Raw genomic sequence first — 23,433 nt, 5'->3', positions numbered from 1 at the left:
GAGGGCCTTAGTTTCAGCGCAGCGAGCGGAAAAAAGGCAAGCCTTCAGGCTAATAAATGCGACAGCTACGATATTTTATACATATAAATAAGATTTATGTGTTAGTTTTCTGTATTTATAATAATGATTATCAATCAGGAGTTATTTGCACAGCTATGAGGGACAATGATTTTTTCAGCTGGCGGCGGGATATGCTGCATCAATTTCAGTCCATGGCCGCCGGTGAGGAGGTTTATAATCTCCTGCAACGAGAAACAGAAACGCTGGAATATGATTACTACACGCTTTGTGTGCGTCACCCGGTGCCTTTCACTCGCCCCCGCGTCACGTTTCAGTCGACCTATCCCCGCGCATGGATGTCTCATTACCAGGCAGAGAATTATTTCACGATAGATCCCGTGTTACGCCCGGAGAATTTTATGCGTGGCCATCTGCCATGGGAAGATGGGCTGTTTCGCGATGCCCAGGCATTATGGGACGGGGCGCGCGACCATGGTTTGCAAAAAGGGGTGACACAGTGTCTGACGTTGCCGAATCATGCTCAGGGTTTTCTCTCCGTCTCCGCGAACAACCGTTTGCCGAACGCTTATCCTGATGATGAACTGGAGCTGCGCCTGCGAACGCTGACGGAGTTGAGCCTGTTGACGCTCTTGCGTCTGGAAGATGAGATGGTGATGCCGCCGGAGATGAAGTTCAGCCGGCGCGAACTGGAGATCCTCAAATGGACCGCGGAAGGAAAGACCTCGGCGGAGGTGGCGATGATTCTCTCGATTTCGGAAAATACGGTTAATTTCCATCAGAAGAATATGCAACGGAAATTTAACGCGCCGAATAAAACGCAAATTGCCTGTTACGCCGTGGCGACAGGGCTAATCTGAATGCGCCTGCCGTTCTGCGTGCCAGACGTGATACCGGCTGTCAGTCATACTTTCAGCCGGTACAAGATTACTGCCGGTATGCTTGTTTAATTTGCTTAACGGTGCTGGAGAATACGGCGGCCTGAGCCTCATCTTCCATCTGCGCGATCTGCTTTTCCATTTTAATAATCACGCGACCCGCGTCTGCCTGACCCATCGCCTGCAGCATTAGCGTCATCAGCGCTTTCAGGCAGGAGACTTCCTGCGCCAGTTCTTGATTATTTTCTGCAGTGGAAAAATCTGGTGTGCTCATCGATATCCTCGTTTGCTCGCTGCGCTATTGCGCCTGTCTGAATGTGAAGGCCGCGCAGTATACCACAAGCGACAGAAAAAAAAGTAGTGCTTAATTTCTGTTCTCTCATCTGAGTTGTGAATGATTTTATGCATCAGATAAGACGTAATAGCTGTCAGCAGCGCAATAATTTCCCCCAATTATTTAGCACGTTAATAATTGTTACATATTTTGCCTCGTATTTATGCGCTACGTAATCTGTTGTGTTTTTTGTGCCTTCTGTATGAGGATTGTTAAAAAATAAGCCTCGGGCAACTGATTGTTCGCAATGACTTTCCACTCAGTGTGCACAGACATTGCCATAAATGAGAGCCAAATCGAGGAGACGGCATTTTTTTGCCTTTTAAATTAGCAATAAAACCCGGTAATATGTGGGAGATAAAGTATCAGTAGCGTTATCCCTCATTCTGGAGATTATTCCTTTGATCAACGTTCTTCTTGTTGATGACCACGAACTGGTGCGCGCAGGGATACGACGCATTCTGGAAGATATAAAAGGGATTAAAGTCGCTGGCGAAGCCTGCTGCGGCGAAGACGCCGTCAAGTGGTGCCGGGCTAATTCCGCTGATGTCGTCCTGATGGACATGAACATGCCCGGGATCGGTGGTCTGGAAGCGACGCGCAAAATCGCGCGCTCGGTAGCGGGCACGAAAGTGATCATGTTGACCGTGCATACCGAGAATCCTTTACCTGCCAAGGTCATGCAGGCAGGGGCGGCAGGGTATCTCAGTAAGGGCGCTGCGCCACAGGAAGTGGTGAATGCGATTCGCTGCGTCGCGTCCGGGCAACGTTACATTGCCTCCGATATTGCGCAGCAAATGGCGTTAAGTCAGATTGAACCGGAAAAAACAGAATCGCCGTTTGCCAGTTTGTCTGAACGCGAATTGCAGATTATGCTGATGATCACCAAAGGTCAGAAGGTGAATGAGATCTCAGAGCAGCTGAATCTGAGTCCTAAAACGGTTAACAGCTATCGCTATCGGATGTTCAGCAAATTGAACATTCATGGCGATGTCGAGCTGACCCACCTGGCAATTCGCCATGGCCTGTGTAATGCGGAGTCGTTAGCAAGCCAGTGAGTGATGTTTTTGACGCAAAAGCTTTCCTGAAAACGGTAACCAGCCAGCCCGGTGTATATCGGATGTATGATGCTGGCGGAACCGTCATCTATGTTGGCAAAGCCAAAGATTTGAAAAAGCGGCTCAGCAGCTACTTCCGCAGCAACCTCGCGTCGCGTAAAACGGAAGCGCTGGTGGCGCTGATCGCGCAAATCGACGTGACCGTCACCCATACCGAGACGGAAGCGCTGCTGCTTGAACACAACTATATCAAGCTGTACCAGCCGCGGTACAACGTGCTGTTGCGCGACGATAAGTCGTATCCTTTTATCTTCCTCAGCGGCGATACCCATCCGCGTCTGGCGATGCATCGTGGCGCCAAACATGCGAAGGGCGAGTATTTTGGTCCTTTTCCTAACGGCTATGCCGTGCGCGAGACCCTGGCGCTGCTGCAGAAAATCTTTCCCATCCGTCAGTGTGAAAACAGCGTCTACCGCAATCGCTCCCGTCCCTGTCTACAGTATCAGATTGGCCGCTGCCTGGGGCCGTGCGTGGCGGGGCTGGTCAGTGAAGACGAGTATGCTCAGCAGGTGGAGTATGTGCGGCTGTTTCTCGCCGGCAAAGATGATCAGGTGCTGACTCAGCTCATCGCGAGGATGGAGAAGGCGAGTCATAACCTCGAGTTCGAAGAGGCGGCGCGCATTCGCGACCAGATTCAGGCCGTCCGCCGCGTGACGGAGAAACAGTTTGTCTCTAACACCGGTGACGATCTTGACGTGATCGGGGTTGCCTTTGATGCCGGAATGGCCTGCGTCCATGTGCTGTTTATCCGCCAGGGGAAAGTGCTGGGCAGCCGCAGCTACTTCCCGAAAGTGCCGGGCGGCACCGAGCTGGGCGAGGTCGTGGAGACCTTTGTCGGCCAGTTCTACCTGCAGGGCAGCCAGATGCGCACGCTGCCGGGAGAGATTTTGCTCGACTTCAACCTCGGGGATAAGACGCTGCTGGCCGAGTCGCTGTCGGAGCTGGCGGGGCGCCGAATTCATGTGCAGACTAAACCGCGCGGCGACCGGGCGCGTTACCTTAAGCTGGCGCGCACCAATGCCGCCACGGCGTTAACCACGAAATTGTCTCAGCAATCGACCATCCATCAGCGTCTGCAGGCGCTGGCCTCCGTGCTGGAGCTGCCGGCCGTGAAGCGGATGGAGTGCTTTGATATCAGCCACACCATGGGCGAACAGACCGTCGCCTCCTGCGTGGTATTTGACAGCAATGGCCCCCTGCGCGCGGAGTACCGGCGCTACAATATCGCCGGCATCACCCCGGGCGATGACTATGCGGCGATGAATCAGGTCCTGCGCCGTCGCTATGGTAAAGCGATTGATGACAACAAGATTCCGGATGTGATCCTGATAGACGGCGGCAAGGGGCAGCTGGCGCAGGCGAAAGCGGTGTTTGCCGAGCTGGACGTCCCCTGGGATAAACATCATCCGCTGCTGCTGGGCGTGGCGAAAGGTAGCGATCGTAAAGCCGGCCTGGAAACGTTATTCTTTGAACCAGAGGGCGAGGGGTTTAGCCTGCCGCCGGATTCGCCGGCCCTGCATGTGATCCAGCATATCCGCGATGAATCGCACGATCATGCGATCTCCGGACATCGCAAAAAACGGGCGAAAGTGAAGAGCACCAGCTCGCTTGAGACTATCGAGGGGGTGGGGCCGAAGCGTCGCCAGATGCTGCTGAAGTACATGGGGGGGCTGCAGGGGCTGCAGCAGGCCAGCGTCGAAGAAATTGCCAAAGTACCGGGCATCTCTCACGCTCTGGCAGAAAAGATCTTCTACTCGTTGAAACATTAGGGGCTCTGTAGCAACATAGGGCTAATTTTTACTTACAACAGATAGTTACCCGTCACTATGCAATTTAATATCCCTACGTTGCTTACTCTGTTCCGCGTCATCCTGATCCCGTTCTTTGTGCTGGCGTTTTATCTGCCTTTTAGCTGGGCGCCGTTTGCCTGCGCGCTGATTTTCTTTGTTGCCGCCGTGACCGACTGGTTTGATGGTTTCCTCGCCCGTCGCTGGAACCAGAGTACCCGGTTCGGCGCCTTCCTCGATCCGGTGGCCGATAAAGTCATGGTGGCTATCGCCATGGTGCTGGTCGCTGAGCACTATCACACCTGGTGGGTCACGCTGCCGGCGGCGACGATGATTGCCCGGGAAATTATTATCTCCGCGCTGCGCGAGTGGATGGCGGAGCTGGGAAAACGCAGCAGCGTGGCGGTCTCGTGGATTGGCAAAGTGAAAACCACCGCACAGATGACTGCCCTGGTGTGGATGCTGTGGCGTCCTTATCCGTGGGTGGAATGGGCCGGGATCGCGCTTTTCCTCGTGGCGGCGGTGCTGACGCTGTGGTCGATGCTGCAATATTTGAACGCGGCGCGCGGCGATTTGCTTGATCAGTGATCGTTTCGCCGTTATTTTCAGCAAACGATGCAAAGTTGCGAAAAATACCGTTGACTCACCGCGAGAGATAAGTAGAATGCAACGCATCGAACGGTGGCACAGTCTTCCAGACGATAACAAAATCAAGTGATTAGCAAATAACTTGATGATGCGGGAATAGCTCAGTTGGTAGAGCACGACCTTGCCAAGGTCGGGGTCGCGAGTTCGAGTCTCGTTTCCCGCTCCAGATTAACAGCATCGGCAGTAGCGGGTGCTTCAGAATTAAAGGCGCGTTAGCAAAGCGGTTATGTAGCGGATTGCAAATCCGTCTAGTCCGGTTCGACTCCGGAACGCGCCTCCACTTTATATCCCGAGCCCGGATGGTGGAATCGGTAGACACAAGGGATTTAAAATCCCTCGGCGTTCGCGCTGTGTGGGTTCAAGTCCCACTCCGGGTACCATTGGGAAATATAGAATAATCAAAGCAATAAGCAGTGTCGTGAAACCACCTACGGGTGGTTTTTTTGTTTTTAAACCCCGCTTTATCACGACATGTCATCCTGTTTTTCTTCTCCACCTTGTCCTGCACCCGAAACATTGTTACTGGCTAAGCCTGCGCCTGATGATACGGGATGCCGTTCTGACTCCGGGCAAGGAGAGGCCTGAAGTCATGGTCTGTGATCGGCACAGACCTCTGGCGTAGAGGCTTACCGTAGTGAAGCCGGTCCGGGTCGCGGCGGATAAAGGCTTAGCGGGTGGGGGATTATATGATCGGAACGATCTCGCTCCCCCAGGCCAGCAGGGGGAGGCAAGCGGGTACACAGCGAACCGGCGTTGAAACCGTCTCTACAGTTCGAGGTTGAAAGAAAGTACTTTCGATATAAATACCATCTCATCCGTAAGCGAGGGGAATTTGCCGGTAAATCTTTCTTCAGACTCAGGGGTAAAACGATATAGCGAATAATTCTCCCCGGACGCGATGCGCTCCAGCTGAAGGTGAGAGGGTTTCCGCAGTGAAAAAGCTAACAGATAAAAGTTCGTCGTGTGCTGAGCAAGTTCAGCGACTAATGCCGGGAGCGCCTTGGCAAGGTCGATCTCTTCTCTGCAGCAAATGACAAAAAGCTTGCCATCCGCGCTTTTTAATATGTTCCTGAATCTCTTTACTGCGCGGAGGTAATACGCATAATCGGCTGGGGTGGTGGGATCGCGATGGGTGAAGATATCATTCAGGTTATATTTTTCTTTATATTTATTGTGGTGGGCGCCGGGTTCTTTGGACTGGCGATTTAATGAGCTATATTCGTTTTTGTCTAAAAAAGTCTGAAAATCGTCCCTCAGGCAATCGATGACCATCGCGGGACAGGAAAAAATCCAGTCAAAAGGCAGAGAGGTTTTTTTCAGATTAAATTTTTTCAGTGTCCACGACGTTAAACAATGGCTTCCTAATGACACAATGTGCTTCACAGCCCATCGCCCTTGAGTTTCAATCCCTGATACAGGATGTGGCGGGATACATACATTCTCGAATGCCATTCTGGATGGTGTTAATCGCTTGAACTCGTCACTGTTCATCAGCGATGCGTTAAGAAGTTGTGCTGATTCTGCAAGCGACTTGTCAGAAATTGCATGGTAATAATTTTTAAGACCGTCAGGATCTGCGGGGCGACCCAGTAATGTTTTATACGTAGACTTTATTAACAATATTTTGAGATATTTTTTCTGGATGTCATCTGCCATTTTTTATCCGCTTGAAGCCATAGTGTTGCTTTATTTAATTGCTGCTTAAATATATAGCCATATAAATTGCGCGGGATTATGACAAGTTGATTTAAGATTGGCAATCCAGCAAAAAAATAGCGACTGCAGGGCACGGCGTCGTTGAATATCCTCGGCAGACTCTGGTGGCTATCGATGACTGGGCTGACGGCGGCAATCTCGCGAACGGGATCACCACGTGGTGGGAAACAATCCATTGTCACCGGCAATCGCTCATTTGTCCCAGGACAAAACGATCTCTCCCTGCTACTATCGTCCGGACACTTCATCCAGCCTGCCGGAGGCATCATGTTCACAGGGCTTTGCGCGTTTCCGCTGACGCCGCTGCATCAGCAAACTATCGATGAAAAAGCGTTTATTCGTCTTCTTGATGGTCTTACCGATGCCGGAGTCGACTCCCTGGGCATCTTAGGCTCAACCGGCAGCTACGCCTATCTCAGTCGTGAACAGCGCAAGCGGGTGGTGCAGGTGGCGAAGGCGCATGCCGGGTCGACCCCGATGATGGTCGGCGTCGGCGCCATCGCCACTAGCGAGGTGCTCCGGCTGGTGGAGGATGCCCAGCAGGCCGGGGCAGATGCATTGCTCCTGCCGATGATGTCCTATCAGCCGCTCTTTGCGGAGGAGATCTACGCTTTTTACGAGGAGGTCTGCCGGCATGCCTCGGTGCCGGTTTGCCTGTATGACAACCCCCGTACCACCCACGTGACGTTATCGGATGAGCTGCAGGGGCAGATTGCTGCCTTACCGGCCATCGCCTCGATAAAAATTCCCGGTCTGCCCGCGCCGCAGGCGAGCGAACGGGTGGCGGCTCTGCGTCGTCATCTGCCTGGCGGCGTGACGCTTGGCGTTAGCGGTGACGTTCGCGCGACGGCGGGCTTGCAGGCCGGCTGCGAGGTCTGGTACTCGGTCTGCGGCGGCCTCTTTCCACGTATCTCTCTGGCGCTGGTGAAAGCTATCTGTCACGGCGATGCGGCACAGGTGGCGGCGCTGAATAAGCAACTTGCGCCCCTCTGGCGGTGCTTTGACCGCTACGGCGGCAGCCTGCGGGTGGTCGCCGCCGCTGCGGCCATTCTGGGATTGTGTGATCCTGACTCGCTTCCCCGCCCCTTGCTGCCGTTAGGGGAGGAGGCCTGTCGCGACGTGGCGGCGGCGCTGCACGGGCTGGCCTGATTGTGTCGGGTCGACGCAGGCGCAATGGGCGCTGCCGGGTGGCTTTCTGCCGGCATTTCGGCTACTGTAGGCCCGATTTTTACCATGCGAGCCTGTGAATGAATACCGGACCTTTAAACGAAAACGAACTGGAATGGCTGGACGAGACGCTGGCGAAATACGCCACCGAAGGCGCTATTCTGGATGTCTCTGAACTGGATGGCCTGTTGACGGCGATCCTCTCGGCGCCCACCGCTATCGAACCCGCCCAGTGGCTGCTGGCTATCTGGGGTGGTGCCGATAATGTGCCACGCTGGGCCAACGACCGCGAGCGCGATCGCTTTGTCAATCTGACGCTGCAGCATATGAGCGATATCGCCGAACGGCTGGAGTCTTATCCCGATCAGTTCGAACCGCTGTTCGGCACCCGTGAAGCGGAAGGTCAGGAGCTGACCATCGTTGAAGAGTGGTGTTTTGGCTATCTGCGCGGCGTAGCGCTGAGCGACTGGTCGACGCTGCCTGCTGAACTTCAGCCTGAGCTGGAGGCGATTGCGCTCCACGGTAGCGAAGAACAGTTTTCCGCGCTGGATAATCTGACGGCGGATGAATTTATCGCCAGCATCGAGCGCATCACCCCGGCGGCGCTGGCACTTTACCAGTACTGGATGGCGAATCCACAGCCGGAGGTGGTCCCGCAGCCGGTAAGAAATGAGACGAAAGTCGGACGTAACGATCCCTGTCCGTGCGGCAGCGGTAAAAAGTATAAGCAGTGTTGCTTAGCGAAATGAAAAAGGGGCCAGTTGGCCCCTTCTTTTATCCCACCGCCGGTAACAGCCCGGCGACGATGCAGAACTGGATCGCTACGATGCCGATCCCGCACAGCAGGACCAGCCACAGCGCCGGGGCGCCGCCGGCCACCCGCCAGGCCGCCTGCGGATGCAGTCGGCGGCTCTTCATGACCAGCATGGCCGGTAACATCAGGGCCAGCACGGCCAACGCCACCCCGGCGTAGCCCAGGGCCATGACGAAGCCGCGGGGATAGAACAGGGCGAACGCCAGCGGCGGCAGAAAGGTGATCATCCCGCTCTGCAGACGCCCGCTGACGCTGTTTTTGCGCTGAAACATATCGGCCAGATAATCAAACAGCCCGAGCGAGACGCCGAGGAAGGAGGTCGCCAGCGCAAGGTCGGCAAACAGGTGTACGGCCAGCTCCACGTGCGGTGACGCTACCACTTCGCGGATCGCCTCCAGCAGACCGTTCAGACCGGCATGTTGCGCCAGCAGGGCGGTAAAGGCCGGAGCGTCGATACTGCCCAGCGTCGCCAGCTGCCAGAAAATATAGGCCACCAGCGGAATAAAACTGCCGATAATAAACACCCGGCGCAGCTTACGGATATCGCCCCCCAGATAGCTGACGACGCTCGGCACGCTGCCGTGAAAGCCAAAAGAGGTAAAGATCACCGGAATGGCCGACAGCGCCAGGCCTTGCTCAACCGGCAGTGTGAGCAGGTTCACCTGATGAATGTGCGGCATCAGCAGAGCCAGCATAATCACCAGGAAGACGATTTTGGCGCTAAACAGGAAGCGATTAAACAGGTCGACCAGCGCGGTGCCAATGCACACCACCGCCCCGCCGAGCAGGGAGAAGATCAGTACGCCGGCAGCCGGCGGCAGCTGCCAGTCCAGCCACTGGTTGAGGCTGGAAGCGAGTAATTCGCCGGCGCCACTGATGTAGGCTGCCGTGAGGGCATACAGCAGAAACAGCATGCAGAACCCGGTGATCCATTGTCCATAACGGCCCAGATAGCGCGCCGCCAGGGAACCGAGCCCCATATCGGCAGGGACATGCTGGTAGACTTCCAGCAGCAAAAGGGCGGTATAGCACATCAATGCCCACAGGGTGAAAAGTAAACCCAGCGTGACGGTAAAGCCGACGCCTGCGGCGGCCAATGGCATCGCCAACATACCTGCACCGATTGTGGTGCCGGCTACGATTAAAATACTGCCCAGAGTGCGGTTCTTCACGCTTTTCGCTATCCCTACAGCAAATCACAATAATTTATGCCGCGCAGAGTAGGGGATAATGCGTCTTTCGTCAAATCAGGGTTACAAGCACTGTAATTAAAACTTTACAAGGTCCAAAGGATGAAAGCCTGCGCTGGCGCAAGGCGCGGGCCGTCGGTCTGGCCTAAGCTGGCGTTTTTTTCCGGAGGGGTTATGTCTTCTATTCATGGTCATGAAGTGCTGCAGATGATGCTGGCGTCGAAGGAGTGCTGGACGGTGGCTTCGCTGGAGGCGGCCATTCACCGTCGCTTTGGCGCAGAGGCGCGCTTTCACACCTGTTCGGCGGAAAATCTGAGCGCTGCGGAGCTGGTGGCGTTTTTAGAGCAGAAAGGCAAATTTATTGCCAGAGAGGCAGGATTTACCACCGCAGAAAACAAGATTTGTCAGCATTGAAAATGCCGCGACGGAGAAGCGTCGCGGCGCGGGCAATTAATTCTGCGTATCGAGGGTGGCCAGCTCTTTGTCGATAAAGTACAGACCTTCACCGCTTTTCCCGGCGAGGGTCAGTTTATCAATTACCGATTTAAATAATTTCTCTTCTTCATGCTGTTCGGCGACATACCACTGCAGGAAATTAAAGGTCGGGTAATCCTGACTGGTCATAGCCGCGTGCGCCAGTTCATTAATTTTTTGCGTGATCAGCTGCTCGTGCTCATAGGTCTGGCGGAACAGTTCATCCAGTGACGCATACTCGGCAAACGGGGAGGCGATAGAGTTGATGCGCGGCAGGCTGCCGGTGTCGGTCAGGTAGTCGAACAGGCGCTGCATATGGGTCATCTCTTCCTGGGCATGGCGACGCAGGAAGGCCGCAGCCCCTTCAAAACTATGATAACTGCACCAGGCGCTCATCTGCTGATAAAGAAGAGAAGAATAGAGTTCAAGATTCATCTGTTCATTCAGTTTGTCGATCATTTCCGTTTTCAGCATCGTCGCGCTCCTGGAATTAAAATATAGATGTTATCGGCTGCCACTATAATTTGTTATTTAATTATTTGCAAAAAGTAAATTTAAAAAGATTTTATTTAAAATGCTAATGGGAATAACACGCATTGGCAGTTTAATAATAAATGAGAATGGTTTTAATTTATTATTAGTTTTTTGCGGAGGCGAAATGACTGCCTCTGCGGATTGCGAGGCGGGGAGCGCCAGGCGGAGTCGTCCTGATGAGGAGGCGACACGCTAACCTGAGCGGCAGAGGCGGCGAAAGTGTGAAGCGATGCGTAATTTTTAAAACAACTTTTCATAAAATTTGAAAGTTTGTTTTCCAGGTAGTAGAGTGCAGTCAACGCCAATGACATTCTGCGGGCAGGCCCGCACAGCATTCAGGAGAGTAAACCATGAAGATTGCACTGATGATGGAGAACAGCCAGGCGAACAAAAACGCCATCATCCTCAAGGAGCTTAACGCGGTTGCCGACGAAAAAGGATTTCCGGTCTATAACGTCGGTATGAGCGATGAGAACGATCATCATCTGACCTATATTCACCTCGGGATCATGGCCAGCATCCTGCTGAATTCGAAGGCGGTCGACTTCGTGGTCACCGGATGCGGTACCGGCCAGGGAGCGCTGATGTCGCTGAACATCCATCCTGGCGTGGTCTGCGGCTACTGTATCGACCCGGCGGATGCGTTCCTGTTTGCCCAGATCAACAATGGTAACGCGCTGTCGCTGCCGTTTGCCAAAGGTTTCGGCTGGGGCGCCGAGCTGAACGTGCGGTTTATCTTTGAAAAAGCCTTTACCGGTCGTAACGGCGAAGGCTATCCGCCGGAGCGCAAAGAACCGCAGGTGCGTAATGCCGGGATCCTCAACCAGGTCAAAGCGGCGGTAGTCAAAGAAAATTATCTCGATACCCTGCGCGCCATCGATCCGGAACTGGTGAAAACCGCGGTCTCTGGCCCTCGCTTCCAGCAGTGCTTCTTCGAAAACTGCCAGGATAAAGCGATCGAAGCGTTTGTCCGCCAGATCGTCGGGTAATCGTTATCAGGGCCAGCGCCGCTGGCCCTTCCAACCTCTACGATTTCTTCGCCGACACGCTGCTGCCTGCCGTTTTGGCCAGATGCAGGCTGTCGATCATCCCCACCAGACAAATCACCGCGATAAACACAAACGCCAGGCGAAAGCTGATCCCCGGTACGGCGGAAAGGTGCAGCCAGTCGCCGACCTGTTCACCCAGGCGAATGCCGATTGCCCCAAGCGTGATCCCCAGCCCCACCGCCAGCTGCGACGCGGTACTGAACAGGGTATTGGCATCGCTCATCTGCGCGGCGGGGACATCGGCAAAGGCCAGCGTGCTCACGCCCGTGAACTGGACTGAGCGAAACACCCCGCCGAGATAAAGGATCAGCATGATCGCCCAGACCGGGGTTTGCGGCGTGAGCAGCGCGCAGGCCAGCAGCGAACAGACGTTCAGCGCGCCGTTGATCAACAGCAGGCGACGAAAGCCCAGCCAGCGGATCAGCGGCGTGGTGGCGGGTTTAATCGTTAAATTGCCGACAAATACCGCCAGCACCAGCAGACCAGAGTGAAAGGGATCCATGCCGAACCCCACCTGAAACAGCAGCGGCAGGAGAAAGGGGACCGCGCTGATGGAGGCCCGGAACAGCGAGCCGCCGTACATCGTCACGCGGAACGTCGGCACCTGCAACGCCGTCAGACGAACCATAGGCGCTGTCGCCCGGCGGAAGTGGCGGATAGCATACGCCAGACAGCCGAAGCCAAGCGTGGCGAGGGCCAGCGTCGGCCAGATCTGCGGCTGACGATCGCCGAGCCGTTCCATCGCCGTGACCAGGCTGACCATCGCCACCGCGGTCGTGATAAACCCTGTCATATCAAAGGCGCGCCGCTCTGCTTCGCGGATATCAGGAATGATGCGCAGCGACAGGATAATCGCCGCGACGCCCAGCGGGACATTGATAAAGAAGATCCAGTGCCAGCTGGCGTAGCGGGTAATAAAGCCTCCCAAAGGCGGGCCGATAATAGGGGCCACCAGCGCCGGCCAGGTGAGGGTGGCGATGGCCTTTATCAGCAGGTGTTTCGGCGTGGTGCGCAGTACCGCCAGACGACCGACGGGGACCATCAGCGCGCCGCCGATCCCCTGCAGGATACGCATGGCGACAAAGATATGCATCTCGCTGGAGAGGCCGCAAAAGATCGAGGCAAGGGTAAAAATGGCCAGGGCGAGGGTGAAGATAGCCCGGGCGCCGAAGCGATCGGCGATCCAGCCGCTGGCGGGGATCAGCACCGCGAGGGTAATCAGATAGGCGCTGATGCCGATATTCAGCTCGACGGCGGTAACGCCAAAATCTCTCGCCATGTCGGGCAGGGCGGTAGCGATCACCGTCCCGTCGAGAAACTCCATAAAAAAGGCGCCAGCCACCAGCAGCGCTGGGGCTGAAAAAGCACGTTCGTTCCCGGAAGAGATCGCGGTATTCATGTTGTCGCTGCCATCAAGGGGATCCTCGGCAAAGCGGCAGCAAAGGTGCCGCCAGCCACTCGGGTGGCCAAAAAACCTGCCACGGCAGGTTTTATTATCGTTAACGATTTAGGGTACTATTACGCTCCTGGAAAAAGGAGTAATTAATGTCTCAACATCTTACCGAACACGACGAGCTGGTTTCCGATGTGGTTGCCTGCCAGCTGGTTATCAAGCAGATCCTCGACGTGATTGACGTCATCGCGCCGGTGGAAGTGCGTGAAAAAATGACCAGCCAGCTGAAAGCCATTGACTTCGCCAGCCACCCGGCCTCTGCCGATCCTGTGACGCTTCGTGCGGTGCAAAAAGCGATTGCCCTGATTGAGCTGAAGTTTACCCCGCAGGAAGAAACGCATTAATAACCGGCCCCGCGGGTGACCGACGGGGCCTTTTCCTTTAATGGGAAACCACGGTCTGCGTTGGCGCAGCCTCAGCGGTTTTAAACAATTTGCTGTTGCCCCAGCACTCTTCGTAGCGATGGCCAACCAGATCCTCAACGATTGCCCGCACCTCCGGCGCAATATCACTGATTTTACCGCCCGCTTTAATCCGCGCGACTTCCTGCAGGACCACCAGATGGGCTTTACGGTCCAGTTTCATCTGCTTACTGAAGACGATGGCGGCCAGGGCTAAGGCGACGACACCGACGCAGAATACCACCGCGATGGCGGTCACGGCGCTTTCCGGTTGGCTGTGCGCTTTTGACTGGAAACCGTAAAAGCTCAGGATGGCCCCCATCGAAAACACCACAATCGAGCGCAGAATTTTCCCTGAGAAGGTCATGGCGCCGGCATAGATCCCTTCCCGGCGGCGTCCGGTGTAGATCTCGTCGACATCGGCGAGGAAGGTGTAAACGGTCCAGGGAATATAGTAAACCCCGCCGGTCCCCAGGCCGAACAGCACGGTAATACCGAACATCAGCACGGTCGCCAGGCCTGACGGCAGATGGAAGAACCACAGCGAGGTATACAGCAGAACTGCGAAAATCACGATCCCCAGCGCGAGGATATAGGGTTTGCTGAAGCCCTTTTTCACACACAGGCCGATAAACAGCGCGGTGGAGATCAGCTGCAGAATCGAGTTCAGGCTGTTCAGCCCGGCCACCATTGCCGGATCGTGCTGCAGAACGAATATCACGAAATAGGTGAAGATGGAGGCAAACAGCCATTCCGCGCCAAACCCGCACAGGTACATACCGAGATGTTTACGGAACACGCGCAGATAAAAGGTGGAACGCATGTCTTTCGCCAGCGACAGCAGGGTACTCAGCAGCCCCTTTTTCGCGCTGGTATCCACGGCTTCCGCACGCTCGCGCTCCCAGCTGCACAGCCACAGGCAGGTAATCGCGACGATCAGGATCGCGCCGTAGGTCAGTCCGGTGAGGAAGAAAGGGGTGGCGGAATCTTTGCCGTACAGCAGAATGAACTGTCCGGGAATAAACGCGGCGAGGAAGTTGGCCAGCTTGCCGAAGATGGCTTTATAGCCGGTGAGCTTTGAGCGTAGCGAGAAATCATCGGTCATCTCTGTCGCCAGCGTTTCATAGGGCACCATGATGGAGGTGTAGATGATCTCAAACACCACGTAGGTGCACAGGTAGTACCAGAAACTCAGGCCCTCTACCCACAGCAGCGGGTAGAACAGCATCAGCGGAATGCCGATCAGCAAAAAGAAGCGCCGACGGCCAAAGCGCTTGCCTAACCGCGTTTTGCCAAAATTATCCGTCAGATAGCCCATCAGCGGGTTGCTGATGGCGTCGATGATGCTGGCGACGGAGAAGATAAATGAGGCCTCGATCAGCGTCAGGCCGCAAAAGGTCGTATAAAAATAGAGTAGCCATGCCCCGCTTATCGCCAGTGCGCCACTCCCTAACAGATTACCGCCGCCGTAGGCTAACTGATGGCGTAACAAGATCGGTCTTCCCTGCAGCCCTTCAGAGGCTGAAGCCGTGTATCGAGCCATAAAAAATAAACCTCGTGTTTTATATTTTTGAAACACTGTTTTTATATTTCTTTGTGGCTCAACAAAAAGTGACCGCGCTCACTAATCCCCCCAAAGGGGTAACGGTGAGGAGGGAATGGGATCGAGTTAAAACTTTTTTATTCTTTTGAGGAATAAATGGCAGGGGAGTATAGCGATAACGGATTAATAAACAGGGCGGGGCAGCGCGAACGCGCTCCCCCTGATCGGCCGAGAAAGACCCGACACCTCTGATTAATGGGGTTTCTGTGACGCTCCGACGAGGGCCATCAGACGGCGATCGGTCTGTTCCATACCGATCCCGGCTTTGTCGGCATTGCGAATTTCCTCGAGCACGCTTTGCAGCAGCAGCCCATCCTGCTGCTGCTCTTCCGCCAGCCGGGTCAGAAAACGCCAGGTGTTGTCATCGCTCTGCGCTTTGGCTTCCTCGGCGAGACCGCTCAGCATACTGCTACGCTGGCGGTAATCAACCAGGGTTTGGGTAAAGAGATCTTCCAGCGAGGTACATTCGGGATTACAGGCGCGGTCGGGATTCACTATCGGCCAGCTGCCGGCTTTTTTCAGATAGTCAAATACGCGCATGGTGAGGGTGATGCTGCATTGCGCGCGGTTGCGCAAAAATGTCGCGGCGCCGTCGAAGCGATGCCGGGCGCACCACTCGCTTAAGTTCAGGTAAACGTTAGAGGCGTGGAACTCAAGGTTCATCTGGGTGTTTAGCTTTTGTGCCATTCCTGGAACTGCCATAAAAATATCCTTATTAACCGGGAAGGGGTTACTGGTGCGCGTCAGCGGTTCCTGCGGTAAACAACAGGATAAAAGAGTGGCGCGCTGCACTGTTGCAGAATAATAAAACTCTACACATTCCGTATGAGTCGGGTAATTTTTCCTCTTGCCGACAATTTTAGAATACTCGCTGAATGGAATTAAGAAAACTCTCAATATGGATAATTTACGTTTTGTTACACGATTATTCCTGAATGACGACTGGCTGGAGGTTGGCGGCGTAGACCGGGACGCTAGCGCGGTGTGCCAGGTATAAGTTATAGGTATTTGACTACGAGATTCGTCGTATAACGCAAAGCTATAAGTTATTTCAGAGAGCAATGTTTCATGGTGATGATAATTATTTTTATTTTTTGTTGCAGGCTTTTTTATGTATCCGGAATATCTTTTTCAATTCGGAATAAAATACGCAAAAGATCCGTTTTATCGCGATATAAAACGGCCGATGCGCGGACTGGCGACGCGCGTCTGTTGATCTTCAGCGCCGGCAGGCAGTTGACCGCCGCTGCGACCCCGTTAGCCACTGGATATAACAGTGCCGTAACCCTCTGTTAAACACCCTCTGACATCACAGGGATAACCCTGCTGGTGGTATAGATGATCCTGCTATTCGCCGGTTAAATTGTATGACAATTATGTCTTTTTTTATGTCTTTTTTTGCTAAATCTATGTACGCAATTACTGTAATTCCGCGATGTGATAATGCTCTCGTATGGAGAAATAATTTCCGGGTATTACTACTCTAACAACGGCAGTAGGGAATGTGATTTTTCTAATGCCTTGTTTTGATGCTGATAAAAAAGTTAATTCCGATTTTTCCCTACATGAAAGCGAATTAAAGCTGGAGTTTACCATGCACAAATTTACTAAAGCGCTGGCGGCCATTGGTCTTGCAGCGGTTATGTCACAATCAGCTATGGCGGAAAACCTGAAATTGGGTTTTCTGGTGAAACAGCCGGAAGAGCCATGGTTCCAGACCGAGTGGAAATTTGCTGATAAAGCAGGAAAAGATTTAGGCTTTGACGTCATTAAAATTGCGGTGCCAGATGGTGAGAAAACCCTGAACGCCATCGATAGCCTGGCGGCCAGCGGCGCGAAGGGCTTTGTCATCTGTACCCCCGATCCTAAGCTCGGCTCGGCGATTGTCGCTAAGGCGCGCGGCTATGACATGAAGGTGATTACCGTCGATGACCAGTTCGTCAACGCCAAAGGTAAACCGATGGAGAGCGTGCCGCTGGTGATGATGGCGGCCAGCGAAATCGGCGCCCGCCAGGGGCAGGAGCTGTATAAAGAGATGCAGAAACGCGGCTGGGATGTCAAAGACACCGCGGTGATGGCCATCACCGCCGATGAGCTGGACACCGCCCGCCGTCGTACCACTGGCTCCATCGACGCCCTGAAGGCGGCCGGTTTCCCGGAAGCGCAAATCTACCGCGTTCCGACAAAATCTAACGATATCCCGGGGGCGTTTGACGCCGGTAACTCGATGCTGGTCCAGCACCCGCAGGTTAAACACTGGCTGATCGTTGGGATGAACGACAACACCGTGCTCGGCGGCGTGCGTGCCACTGAAGGCCAGGGCTTTAAAGCGCCGGATGTGATTGGCATTGGCATCAACGGCGTGGATGCCGTCAACGAACTGTCGAAGGCGCAGCCGACCGGTTTCTATGGCTCCCTGCTGCCAAGCCCGGATATTCATGGCTATAAAACCAGCGAAATGCTCTACAACTGGGTCACCAAGGGCGTTGAGCCGCCGAAGTTCACTGCGGTGACCGATGTGGTGCTGATTACCCGCGATAACTTCAAAGAAGAGCTGGCGAAAAAAGGGCTGTAACAGCCCGGTTGAACTGGCCCCCGCCGCGGCGGGGGCTGAGTGCAGAAGAGCGGAGTCGTTATGCAACAGTCTACCCCTTATCTCTCATTTCGCGGCATCACCATGACGTTCCCTGGCGTAAAGGCCTTGTCCGATATCAGTTTTGACTGCTACCCAGGACAGATCCACGCGCTGATGGGCGAAAATGGCGCAGGCAAATCGACGCTGCTGAAAATCCTCAGCGGTAACTACATCCCCACCGCGGGCCACCTGCAGATCGGCGGTCAGCAGATGGCGTTCACCAATACGATGGCGGCGCTCAACGCCGGCGTGGCGATTATCTATCAGGAACTGCATCTGATCCCGGAGATGACCGTCGCCGAAAATATCTATCTTGGCCAGCTGCCGCACAGAGGCGGCATCGTCAACCGCTCGCTGCTCAACTACGAGGCCCGCCTGCAGCTTGAGCATCTGGGGCTGGATATCGACCCGGAGACGCCGCTGAAGTATCTCTCCATTGGCCAGTGGCAGATGGTGGAGATTGCGAAAGCGCTGGCGCGTAACGCCAAAATTATCGCCTTCGATGAACCGACCAGTTCGCTCTCTGCCCGGGAGATCGACAACCTGTTTCGCGTTATCCGCGAGCTACGGGAGGAGGGGCGCGTCATCATCTATGTTTCACACCGGATGGAAGAAATTTTTGCCCTCAGCGATGCCATCACCGTCTTTAAAGATGGCCGCTACGTCTGCACTTTTGACGATATGCCGAGCGTCAGCCACGACGCGCTGGTTCAGGCGATGGTGGGACGCAATCTGGGGGATATTTACGGCTGGAAACCTCGCCCCTACGGCGAAGAGCGACTGCGTCTGGAGGAGGTGAAGGCCCCGGGCGTACGCACGCCGGTCAGCCTCTCGGTGCGCAGTGGCGAAATCGTCGGCCTGTTTGGGCTGGTGGGCGCCGGGCGCAGCGAACTGATGAAAGGTCTGTTCGGCGGGACGCGGATCACCGGCGGTCAGGTGTATATCGATGGCCAGCCCGTCGACATACGCAAACCGGCCCAGGCCATCCAGGCCGGGATGATGCTGTGCCCGGAAGATCGGAAAGCGGAGGGGATTATTCCGGTTCACTCCGTGCGCGACAACATCAATATCAGCGCCCGGCGCAAGCATATCCACGCCGGGTGCCTGATCAACAACGCCTGGGAGGCGGAAAACGCCGATCAGCATATCCAGTCGCTGAACATTAAAACGCCGGGCCCGGAACAGCTGATCATGAACCTGTCTGGCGGCAACCAGCAGAAAGCGATCCTGGGCCGCTGGCTGTCGGAAGAGATGAAGGTGATCCTGCTCGATGAGCCCACCCGCGGTATCGATGTCGGCGCCAAACATGAAATTTACAACGTGATATATGGCCTCGCCGCCTCCGGTGTCGCCGTGGTATTTGCCTCCAGCGACCTGCCGGAAGTGCTGGGCGTCGCCGACCGCATCGTGGTGATGCGTGAAGGGCAAGTCGCCGGCGAACTGCTGCATGAAGAAGCCAATGAACAGCAGGCGTTAAGCCTTGCGATGCCAAAAGTGAGTCAGGCTGTCGCCTGAGTAAGGAGTAAATGATGTCATCAGTGACTACGTCCGGCGCTACCCGCTCTGCCTTTAGCTTTGCCCGTATCTGGGATCAGTTTGGCATGCTGGTGGTGTTTGCGGTGCTGTTTATCGGCTGCGTAATTTTTGTGCCTAACTTTGCCTCATTCGTCAATATGAAGGGGCTGGGGCTGGCGATCTCGATGTCCGGGATGGTGGCCTGCGGTATGCTCTTCTGCCTGGCCTCCGGCGATTTCGACCTGTCGGTGGCGTCGGTTATCGCCTGTGCCGGGGTCACTACCGCCGTGGTGATTAACCTGAGCGAAAACCTGTGGCTGGGGATTGCCGCCGGTCTGCTGCTGGGGGCGATCAGTGGCCTGGTCAACGGCTTTGTCATTGCCCGCCTGAAGATCAACGCCCTGATCACCACGCTGGCCACTATGCAGATTGTCCGCGGTCTGGCCTACATTATCTCCGACGGTAAAGCGGTAGGGATCGAAGATGAACGCTTCTTCACCCTCGGTTACGCCAACTGGTTTGGTCTGCCGGCGCCGATCTGGCTGACGGTCGCCTGCCTGGTGGTTTTCGGATTATTACTAAACAAAACCACCTTTGGCCGTAATACGCTGGCTATAGGCGGCAATGAAGAGGCGGCGCGTCTGGCCGGTGTTCCGGTGGTGCGCACCAAGATTATTATCTTTGTGCTCTCCGGTCTGGTATCGGCCGCGGCGGGAATTATCCTGGCGTCGCGGATGACCAGCGGCCAGCCGATGACCTCGATTGGCTATGAGCTGATTGTTATTTCGGCCTGTGTGCTGGGCGGGGTATCGCTGAAGGGCGGGATCGGCAAGATCTCCTACGTGGTGGCCGGGATCCTGATCCTCGGGACCGTGGAGAACGCGATGAACCTGTTGAACATCTCGCCGTTCTCACAATACGTCGTGCGCGGGGTCATCCTGCTGGCGGCGGTAATTTTTGACCGCTACAAACAAAAAGCCAAACGTGCGGCCTGATTTCAGGCATAACTTTTAAGTCTACAGAGTAATTACCGCCAGCGCCCGTTTCGCTGGCGGTAACTATCAAAAATGGCGAGGTTGGTCACACTGTCTATACTTACATGGCTAACATATAATTAACAACCAGCTTCGGCTGGCCATGATAAGGAGGAAACAGGGTGGATAACCAGATATCTGTACCGCCTGCGCTAACCGGAAACTACGCTTTTTTCTTTGACCTCGACGGTACTCTTGCCGATATCCAGCCGCACCCCGATCAGGTGGTGATACCCGACAACACGCTGCAGGCGCTCAACGCGCTGGCCCGGCAGCAGGGCGGGGCGGTGGCATTGATTTCAGGGCGCTCAATGTCTGAACTTGACGCGCTAACCCATCCCTGGCGGCTACCGCTGGCCGGTGTTCACGGGGCTGAACGCCGTGATATCAATGGTAAAACCTATATTGTCTCTCTGCCGTCGGCTCTGCGCGATGAAATCGCGGCTGAGCTGACCTCGGCGTTGCAGGCGCTCCCCGGGTGCGAGCTGGAGAGTAAAGAGATGGCCTTCGCGCTCCACTACCGCCAGGCGCCGCAGCAGCAGAGCGCGGTGCTGGAGCTGGCGCAGCGCATCGTTCAGCGCTACCCGCTGCTGGCGCTACAGCTTGGCAAGTGCGTAGTGGAGATTAAACCCCGCGGTGTCAACAAAGGGGAGGCGATCACCGCCTTCATGCAGGAAGCGCCGTTTGCCGGTCGCGAACCGGTTTTTGTCGGCGATGATTTGACCGACGAAGCGGGATTCAGCGTGGTGAATCAACTGCAGGGAATGTCGATAAAAGTGGGCGCCGGGGAAACCCAGGCGCACTGGCGGTTGGCGGATGCCGCCGCCGTAAGGACGTGGTTGCAACATCTGGCGTATGACGCGCAAACCGAAAGGAGGGATGACCATGAGTCGTTTAGTCGTAGTCTCTAACCGTATCGCCTTACCGGACGATAAAAAATCGAGCGCTGGCGGTCTGGCCGTCGGCATCCTGGGGGCACTGAAAGCGGCAGGGGGTCTGTGGTTTGGCTGGAGCGGCGAAATTGGCGATGACCAGCAACCGCTGAAGCAGGTCTCCCGCGGAAATATTTCATGGGCGTCGTTCAACCTTAATGAACGTGACCATGATGAATACTACAACCAGTTCTCTAATGCCGTGCTGTGGCCGGCCTTCCATTATCGTCTAGATCTGGTCAGCTTCCAGCGCGAAGCCTGGGAGGGATATCAGCGAGTTAACGCCATGCTGGCGGACAAGCTTCTGCCGCTGATCGAACCAGACGATACGCTGTGGATCCATGATTACCATCTGCTACCCTTCGCCAGCGAACTGCGCAAGCGTGGGGTCAACAACCGGATCGGCTTCTTTTTGCATATTCCGTTCCCGACGCCGGAGATTTTTAACGCGCTACCGCCGCACGCTGAGCTGCTGGAACAACTGTGCGATTACGACCTGTTGGGCTTCCAGACTGAAAGCGACAGAACCGCGTTTCTTGACAGCATTGCCATGCAGACCCGACTCTCCGACCTCGGAGACAAACGCTATCAGGCGTGGGGTAAGGCGTTCAGCACTGAGGTTTATCCGATAGGGATCGATCCGGACGAGATTATGCGCAATGCCAAAGGTCCGCTGCCGCCGAAACTGGTCCAGCTGAAAAACGAGCTCAAAAACGTGAAGAATATCTTCTCGGTGGAGCGGCTTGACTACTCGAAAGGGTTGCCGGAGCGGTTCCTCGCCTATGAGACGCTGCTCGAAAAGTATCCTCAGCATCACGGTAAGATCCGTTATACCCAGATCGCACCGACCTCCCGCGGCGATGTGCAGGCCTATCAGGACATCCGCCACCAGCTGGAAACCGCATCCGGGCGCATCAATGGCCAGTTTGGCCAGCTTGGCTGGACCCCGCTCTACTACCTGAACCAGCATTTTGACCGTAAGCTGCTGATGAAGGTCTTCCGCTACTCTGACGTCGGCCTGGTGACGCCCCTGCGCGATGGTATGAACCTGGTGGCGAAGGAATACGTGGCAGCGCAGGATCCGGATAACCCTGGCGTACTGGTCCTGTCACAGTTTGCCGGCGCGGCGCAGGAGCTGACCAGCGCCCTGATCGTCAACCCCTACGATCGCGACGAGGTTGCCGCCGCGCTGGATCGCGCCCTTAGCATGCCGCTGGCGGAACGTATTGCCCGTCATTCTGCGATGCTGGACGTGATCAGAGAAAATGATATTCATAACTGGCAGGCGCGCTTTGTCGACGATCTGCAGCATATTTCACCGCGCAGTGAGGAGAGCCGCCTGCGGGGGAAGATAGCCACGTTCCCTAAACTGGCCTAGTTCAGGAAAAGGGCTAACCGGCGTTAGCCCTTTTCAAGGGAAACCAGCAGGACATCGACGCCGCAGCTGCCGACGATATTTTTCGCCGAGCAGGTGGCGCGCGAAAAAAGGGAATGGTTATGATTGCCGCAGATCACCAGATCGACCTGGTGCGACCGGCAGAAGTCCTTAATATGATGGCCCAGTTCGCCGCAGGCGATGGTCATTTTCTCTATCGGGTAGTCCGCGTGACGCGCCAGCTCGTTGAGAAAATCACGCGTCTCTTCCTGCATCACCTCGCGCAGATTTTCCATCATCGGCGCAGCGAACTGGTTATACAGCTCCGGATCCGTGGCGAGGGTGATAAAGCTCACTTTCGCGTTCACGGGCCGGGCAATCGACACCGCTTTTTTAATTAATACCTGACTCTCCGGCGTTGGCGCGACGGCAACCAGCAGATGTGAATAAGGCATCTGGCCTCCTTGAGATACGCGGAATAACCCTCTCTTTCCTTCTTTCTTTACTCCTGTTTACCCGGCTGCGCAAGGGCCGATCCCGGGATTTGCGAGCCTCTTCGCCAGTCGGTGTTTTTCCGGTCAGATTACAATGATGAACCTATCTTTTGATTTAAAAGAAATGCCGTTTTATAAATGAGTGAAGTGAAGACGTCATCTCTTTGTCATTTTGCCACCGGCGGCGGTTGCGTGGCAAAAGCACAAAGGTAACGTCGTTTCGCTGCTTTTAGTGTAGCCAGGTACCCACTCCCTTCCGGTGGC

The 23,433-nt window shown here is 55.2% G+C and carries 23 protein-coding genes, 3 tRNA genes and 1 pseudogene; 18 read left to right on the top strand and 9 right to left on the bottom strand.

The genetic code is table 11. The features are described 5' to 3' along the window. The first annotated feature begins 155 nt into the window (after positions 1–155). Entirely contained in the window at positions 156–878 is a 723-nt protein-coding gene (gene sdiA / locus ACOI7D_RS20255; protein ID WP_044524003.1) for a transcriptional regulator SdiA, read from the top strand. A 67-nt stretch (positions 879–945) separates the two neighbouring features. Here the strand turns inward: sdiA and ACOI7D_RS20250 are convergent, their stop codons facing one another. Beyond that, entirely contained in the window at positions 946–1,170 is a 225-nt protein-coding gene (locus ACOI7D_RS20250; RefSeq protein WP_023290279.1) for a DUF2594 family protein, read from the bottom strand. A gap of 461 nt (positions 1,171–1,631) precedes the next feature. Here ACOI7D_RS20250 and uvrY point away from each other — a divergent pair, with 461 nt between their 5' ends. From uvrY to ACOI7D_RS20220, 6 genes are all read left to right on the top strand, one after another. Then, the gene (gene uvrY / locus ACOI7D_RS20245; RefSeq protein ID WP_002911539.1) at positions 1,632–2,288 is read left to right on the top strand and encodes a UvrY/SirA/GacA family response regulator transcription factor; all 657 of its coding nucleotides are present in this window, start codon (positions 1,632–1,634) and stop codon (positions 2,286–2,288) included. After that, positions 2,285–4,117: an excinuclease ABC subunit UvrC gene (uvrC, locus tag ACOI7D_RS20240; RefSeq protein WP_109547152.1), complete on the top strand. Its 1,833-nt coding sequence runs from the start codon at positions 2,285–2,287 to the stop codon at positions 4,115–4,117. Before uvrY ends, uvrC begins: the two co-directional genes overlap by 4 nt. Before the next feature lie 57 nt (positions 4,118–4,174). Further along, positions 4,175–4,723 carry a CDP-diacylglycerol--glycerol-3-phosphate 3-phosphatidyltransferase gene (pgsA, locus tag ACOI7D_RS20235; protein ID WP_004141115.1) on the top strand — a complete coding sequence of 183 codons (549 nt, stop codon included), beginning with the start codon at positions 4,175–4,177 and terminating at the stop codon, positions 4,721–4,723. Between the two features lie 150 nt (positions 4,724–4,873). Next, positions 4,874–4,949: transfer RNA gene (locus tag ACOI7D_RS20230), tRNA-Gly, on the top strand. Between the two features lie 40 nt (positions 4,950–4,989). Further along, positions 4,990–5,063: transfer RNA gene (locus ACOI7D_RS20225), tRNA-Cys, on the top strand. A gap of 13 nt (positions 5,064–5,076) precedes the next feature. Beyond that, positions 5,077–5,163, top strand: a tRNA-Leu gene (locus ACOI7D_RS20220). 385 nt (positions 5,164–5,548) lie between these two features. On the opposite strand, the gene ACOI7D_RS20215 is transcribed toward ACOI7D_RS20220, so the two are convergent. Continuing rightward, positions 5,549–6,439 (bottom strand): DUF1796 family putative cysteine peptidase, encoded by an 891-nt coding sequence (locus tag ACOI7D_RS20215; RefSeq protein ID WP_109547153.1) that lies wholly within the window; start codon positions 6,437–6,439, stop codon positions 5,549–5,551. A gap of 327 nt (positions 6,440–6,766) precedes the next feature. Between ACOI7D_RS20215 and ACOI7D_RS20210 the strand changes: the two genes are divergently transcribed. After that, positions 6,767–7,648 (top strand): dihydrodipicolinate synthase family protein, encoded by an 882-nt coding sequence (locus tag ACOI7D_RS20210; RefSeq protein ID WP_109547154.1) that lies wholly within the window; start codon positions 6,767–6,769, stop codon positions 7,646–7,648. 98 nt (positions 7,649–7,746) lie between these two features. Further along, positions 7,747–8,415, top strand: coding sequence for a YecA family protein (locus ACOI7D_RS20205; RefSeq protein ID WP_004203454.1), 669 nt, complete (start codon positions 7,747–7,749; stop codon positions 8,413–8,415). 25 nt (positions 8,416–8,440) lie between these two features. Here the strand turns inward: ACOI7D_RS20205 and tyrP are convergent, their stop codons facing one another. Beyond that, positions 8,441–9,652 (bottom strand): tyrosine transporter TyrP, encoded by a 1,212-nt coding sequence (gene tyrP / locus ACOI7D_RS20200; protein ID WP_049013750.1) that lies wholly within the window; start codon positions 9,650–9,652, stop codon positions 8,441–8,443. Positions 9,653–9,844: 192 nt separating this feature from the next. On the opposite strand from tyrP, the gene ACOI7D_RS20195 reads away from it, so the two are divergent. After that, complete coding sequence (locus tag ACOI7D_RS20195) at positions 9,845–10,084, top strand: YecH family metal-binding protein (RefSeq protein ID WP_023290274.1); 240 nt, start codon at positions 9,845–9,847, stop codon at positions 10,082–10,084. 36 nt (positions 10,085–10,120) lie between these two features. Here ACOI7D_RS20195 and ftnA read toward each other — a convergent pair whose 3' ends face one another. Both ftnA and ACOI7D_RS20185 read right to left on the bottom strand, forming a co-directional pair. Continuing rightward, complete coding sequence (gene ftnA / locus ACOI7D_RS20190; protein WP_109547155.1) at positions 10,121–10,618, bottom strand: non-heme ferritin; 498 nt, start codon at positions 10,616–10,618, stop codon at positions 10,121–10,123. Positions 10,619–10,675: 57 nt separating this feature from the next. Further along, positions 10,676–10,786, bottom strand: a pseudogene (locus tag ACOI7D_RS20185) (hypothetical protein); the annotation flags it as partial. A 242-nt stretch (positions 10,787–11,028) separates the two neighbouring features. On the opposite strand from ACOI7D_RS20185, the gene ACOI7D_RS20180 reads away from it, so the two are divergent. Further along, positions 11,029–11,667 carry an RpiB/LacA/LacB family sugar-phosphate isomerase gene (locus tag ACOI7D_RS20180; protein WP_023290273.1) on the top strand — a complete coding sequence of 213 codons (639 nt, stop codon included), beginning with the start codon at positions 11,029–11,031 and terminating at the stop codon, positions 11,665–11,667. 37 nt (positions 11,668–11,704) lie between these two features. On the opposite strand, the gene ACOI7D_RS20175 is transcribed toward ACOI7D_RS20180, so the two are convergent. Continuing rightward, positions 11,705–13,126: an MFS transporter gene (locus tag ACOI7D_RS20175; protein WP_065812676.1), complete on the bottom strand. Its 1,422-nt coding sequence runs from the start codon at positions 13,124–13,126 to the stop codon at positions 11,705–11,707. A gap of 146 nt (positions 13,127–13,272) precedes the next feature. On the opposite strand from ACOI7D_RS20175, the gene ACOI7D_RS20170 reads away from it, so the two are divergent. Continuing rightward, positions 13,273–13,524, top strand: coding sequence for a DUF2766 family protein (locus tag ACOI7D_RS20170; RefSeq protein WP_004203448.1), 252 nt, complete (start codon positions 13,273–13,275; stop codon positions 13,522–13,524). Between the two features lie 37 nt (positions 13,525–13,561). On the opposite strand, the gene ACOI7D_RS20165 is transcribed toward ACOI7D_RS20170, so the two are convergent. Continuing rightward, positions 13,562–15,073: an MFS transporter gene (locus tag ACOI7D_RS20165; protein ID WP_032453400.1), complete on the bottom strand. Its 1,512-nt coding sequence runs from the start codon at positions 15,071–15,073 to the stop codon at positions 13,562–13,564. Between the two features lie 65 nt (positions 15,074–15,138). Between ACOI7D_RS20165 and ACOI7D_RS20160 the strand changes: the two genes are divergently transcribed. Next, entirely contained in the window at positions 15,139–15,273 is a 135-nt protein-coding gene (locus ACOI7D_RS20160) for a succinate dehydrogenase (protein WP_065805780.1), read from the top strand. 103 nt (positions 15,274–15,376) lie between these two features. Here ACOI7D_RS20160 and ACOI7D_RS20155 read toward each other — a convergent pair whose 3' ends face one another. Next, entirely contained in the window at positions 15,377–15,886 is a 510-nt protein-coding gene (locus ACOI7D_RS20155; RefSeq protein ID WP_032453399.1) for a non-heme ferritin-like protein, read from the bottom strand. Between the two features lie 892 nt (positions 15,887–16,778). On the opposite strand from ACOI7D_RS20155, the gene ACOI7D_RS20150 reads away from it, so the two are divergent. From ACOI7D_RS20150 to otsA, 5 genes are all read left to right on the top strand, one after another. After that, on the top strand, positions 16,779–17,759 hold the full coding sequence (locus ACOI7D_RS20150) for an arabinose ABC transporter substrate-binding protein (RefSeq protein WP_004203441.1): 981 nt from the start codon (positions 16,779–16,781) through the stop codon (positions 17,757–17,759). 60 nt (positions 17,760–17,819) lie between these two features. Continuing rightward, positions 17,820–19,334 (top strand): L-arabinose ABC transporter ATP-binding protein AraG, encoded by a 1,515-nt coding sequence (gene araG / locus ACOI7D_RS20145; protein ID WP_109547156.1) that lies wholly within the window; start codon positions 17,820–17,822, stop codon positions 19,332–19,334. Positions 19,335–19,348: 14 nt separating this feature from the next. Next, entirely contained in the window at positions 19,349–20,329 is a 981-nt protein-coding gene (gene araH, locus ACOI7D_RS20140) for an L-arabinose ABC transporter permease AraH (RefSeq protein WP_109547157.1), read from the top strand. A gap of 161 nt (positions 20,330–20,490) precedes the next feature. Further along, positions 20,491–21,279 (top strand): trehalose-phosphatase, encoded by a 789-nt coding sequence (otsB, locus tag ACOI7D_RS20135; protein ID WP_023290265.1) that lies wholly within the window; start codon positions 20,491–20,493, stop codon positions 21,277–21,279. Then, positions 21,254–22,678: an alpha,alpha-trehalose-phosphate synthase gene (gene otsA, locus ACOI7D_RS20130; RefSeq protein WP_109547158.1), complete on the top strand. Its 1,425-nt coding sequence runs from the start codon at positions 21,254–21,256 to the stop codon at positions 22,676–22,678. Before otsB ends, otsA begins: the two co-directional genes overlap by 26 nt. A 23-nt stretch (positions 22,679–22,701) precedes the next feature. On the opposite strand, the gene uspC is transcribed toward otsA, so the two are convergent. Then, the gene (uspC, locus tag ACOI7D_RS20125; protein WP_004203433.1) at positions 22,702–23,130 is read right to left on the bottom strand and encodes a universal stress protein UspC; all 429 of its coding nucleotides are present in this window, start codon (positions 23,128–23,130) and stop codon (positions 22,702–22,704) included. Positions 23,131–23,433: the final 303 nt, after the last annotated feature.

This window comes from Klebsiella sp. C360 (assembly GCF_048822415.1).
GTDB lineage: Bacteria > Pseudomonadota > Gammaproteobacteria > Enterobacterales > Enterobacteriaceae > Klebsiella > Klebsiella quasipneumoniae.
The sequence above is the reverse complement of the archived record's forward strand: the minus strand, read 5'-3'. Positions and strand labels throughout refer to the sequence as shown.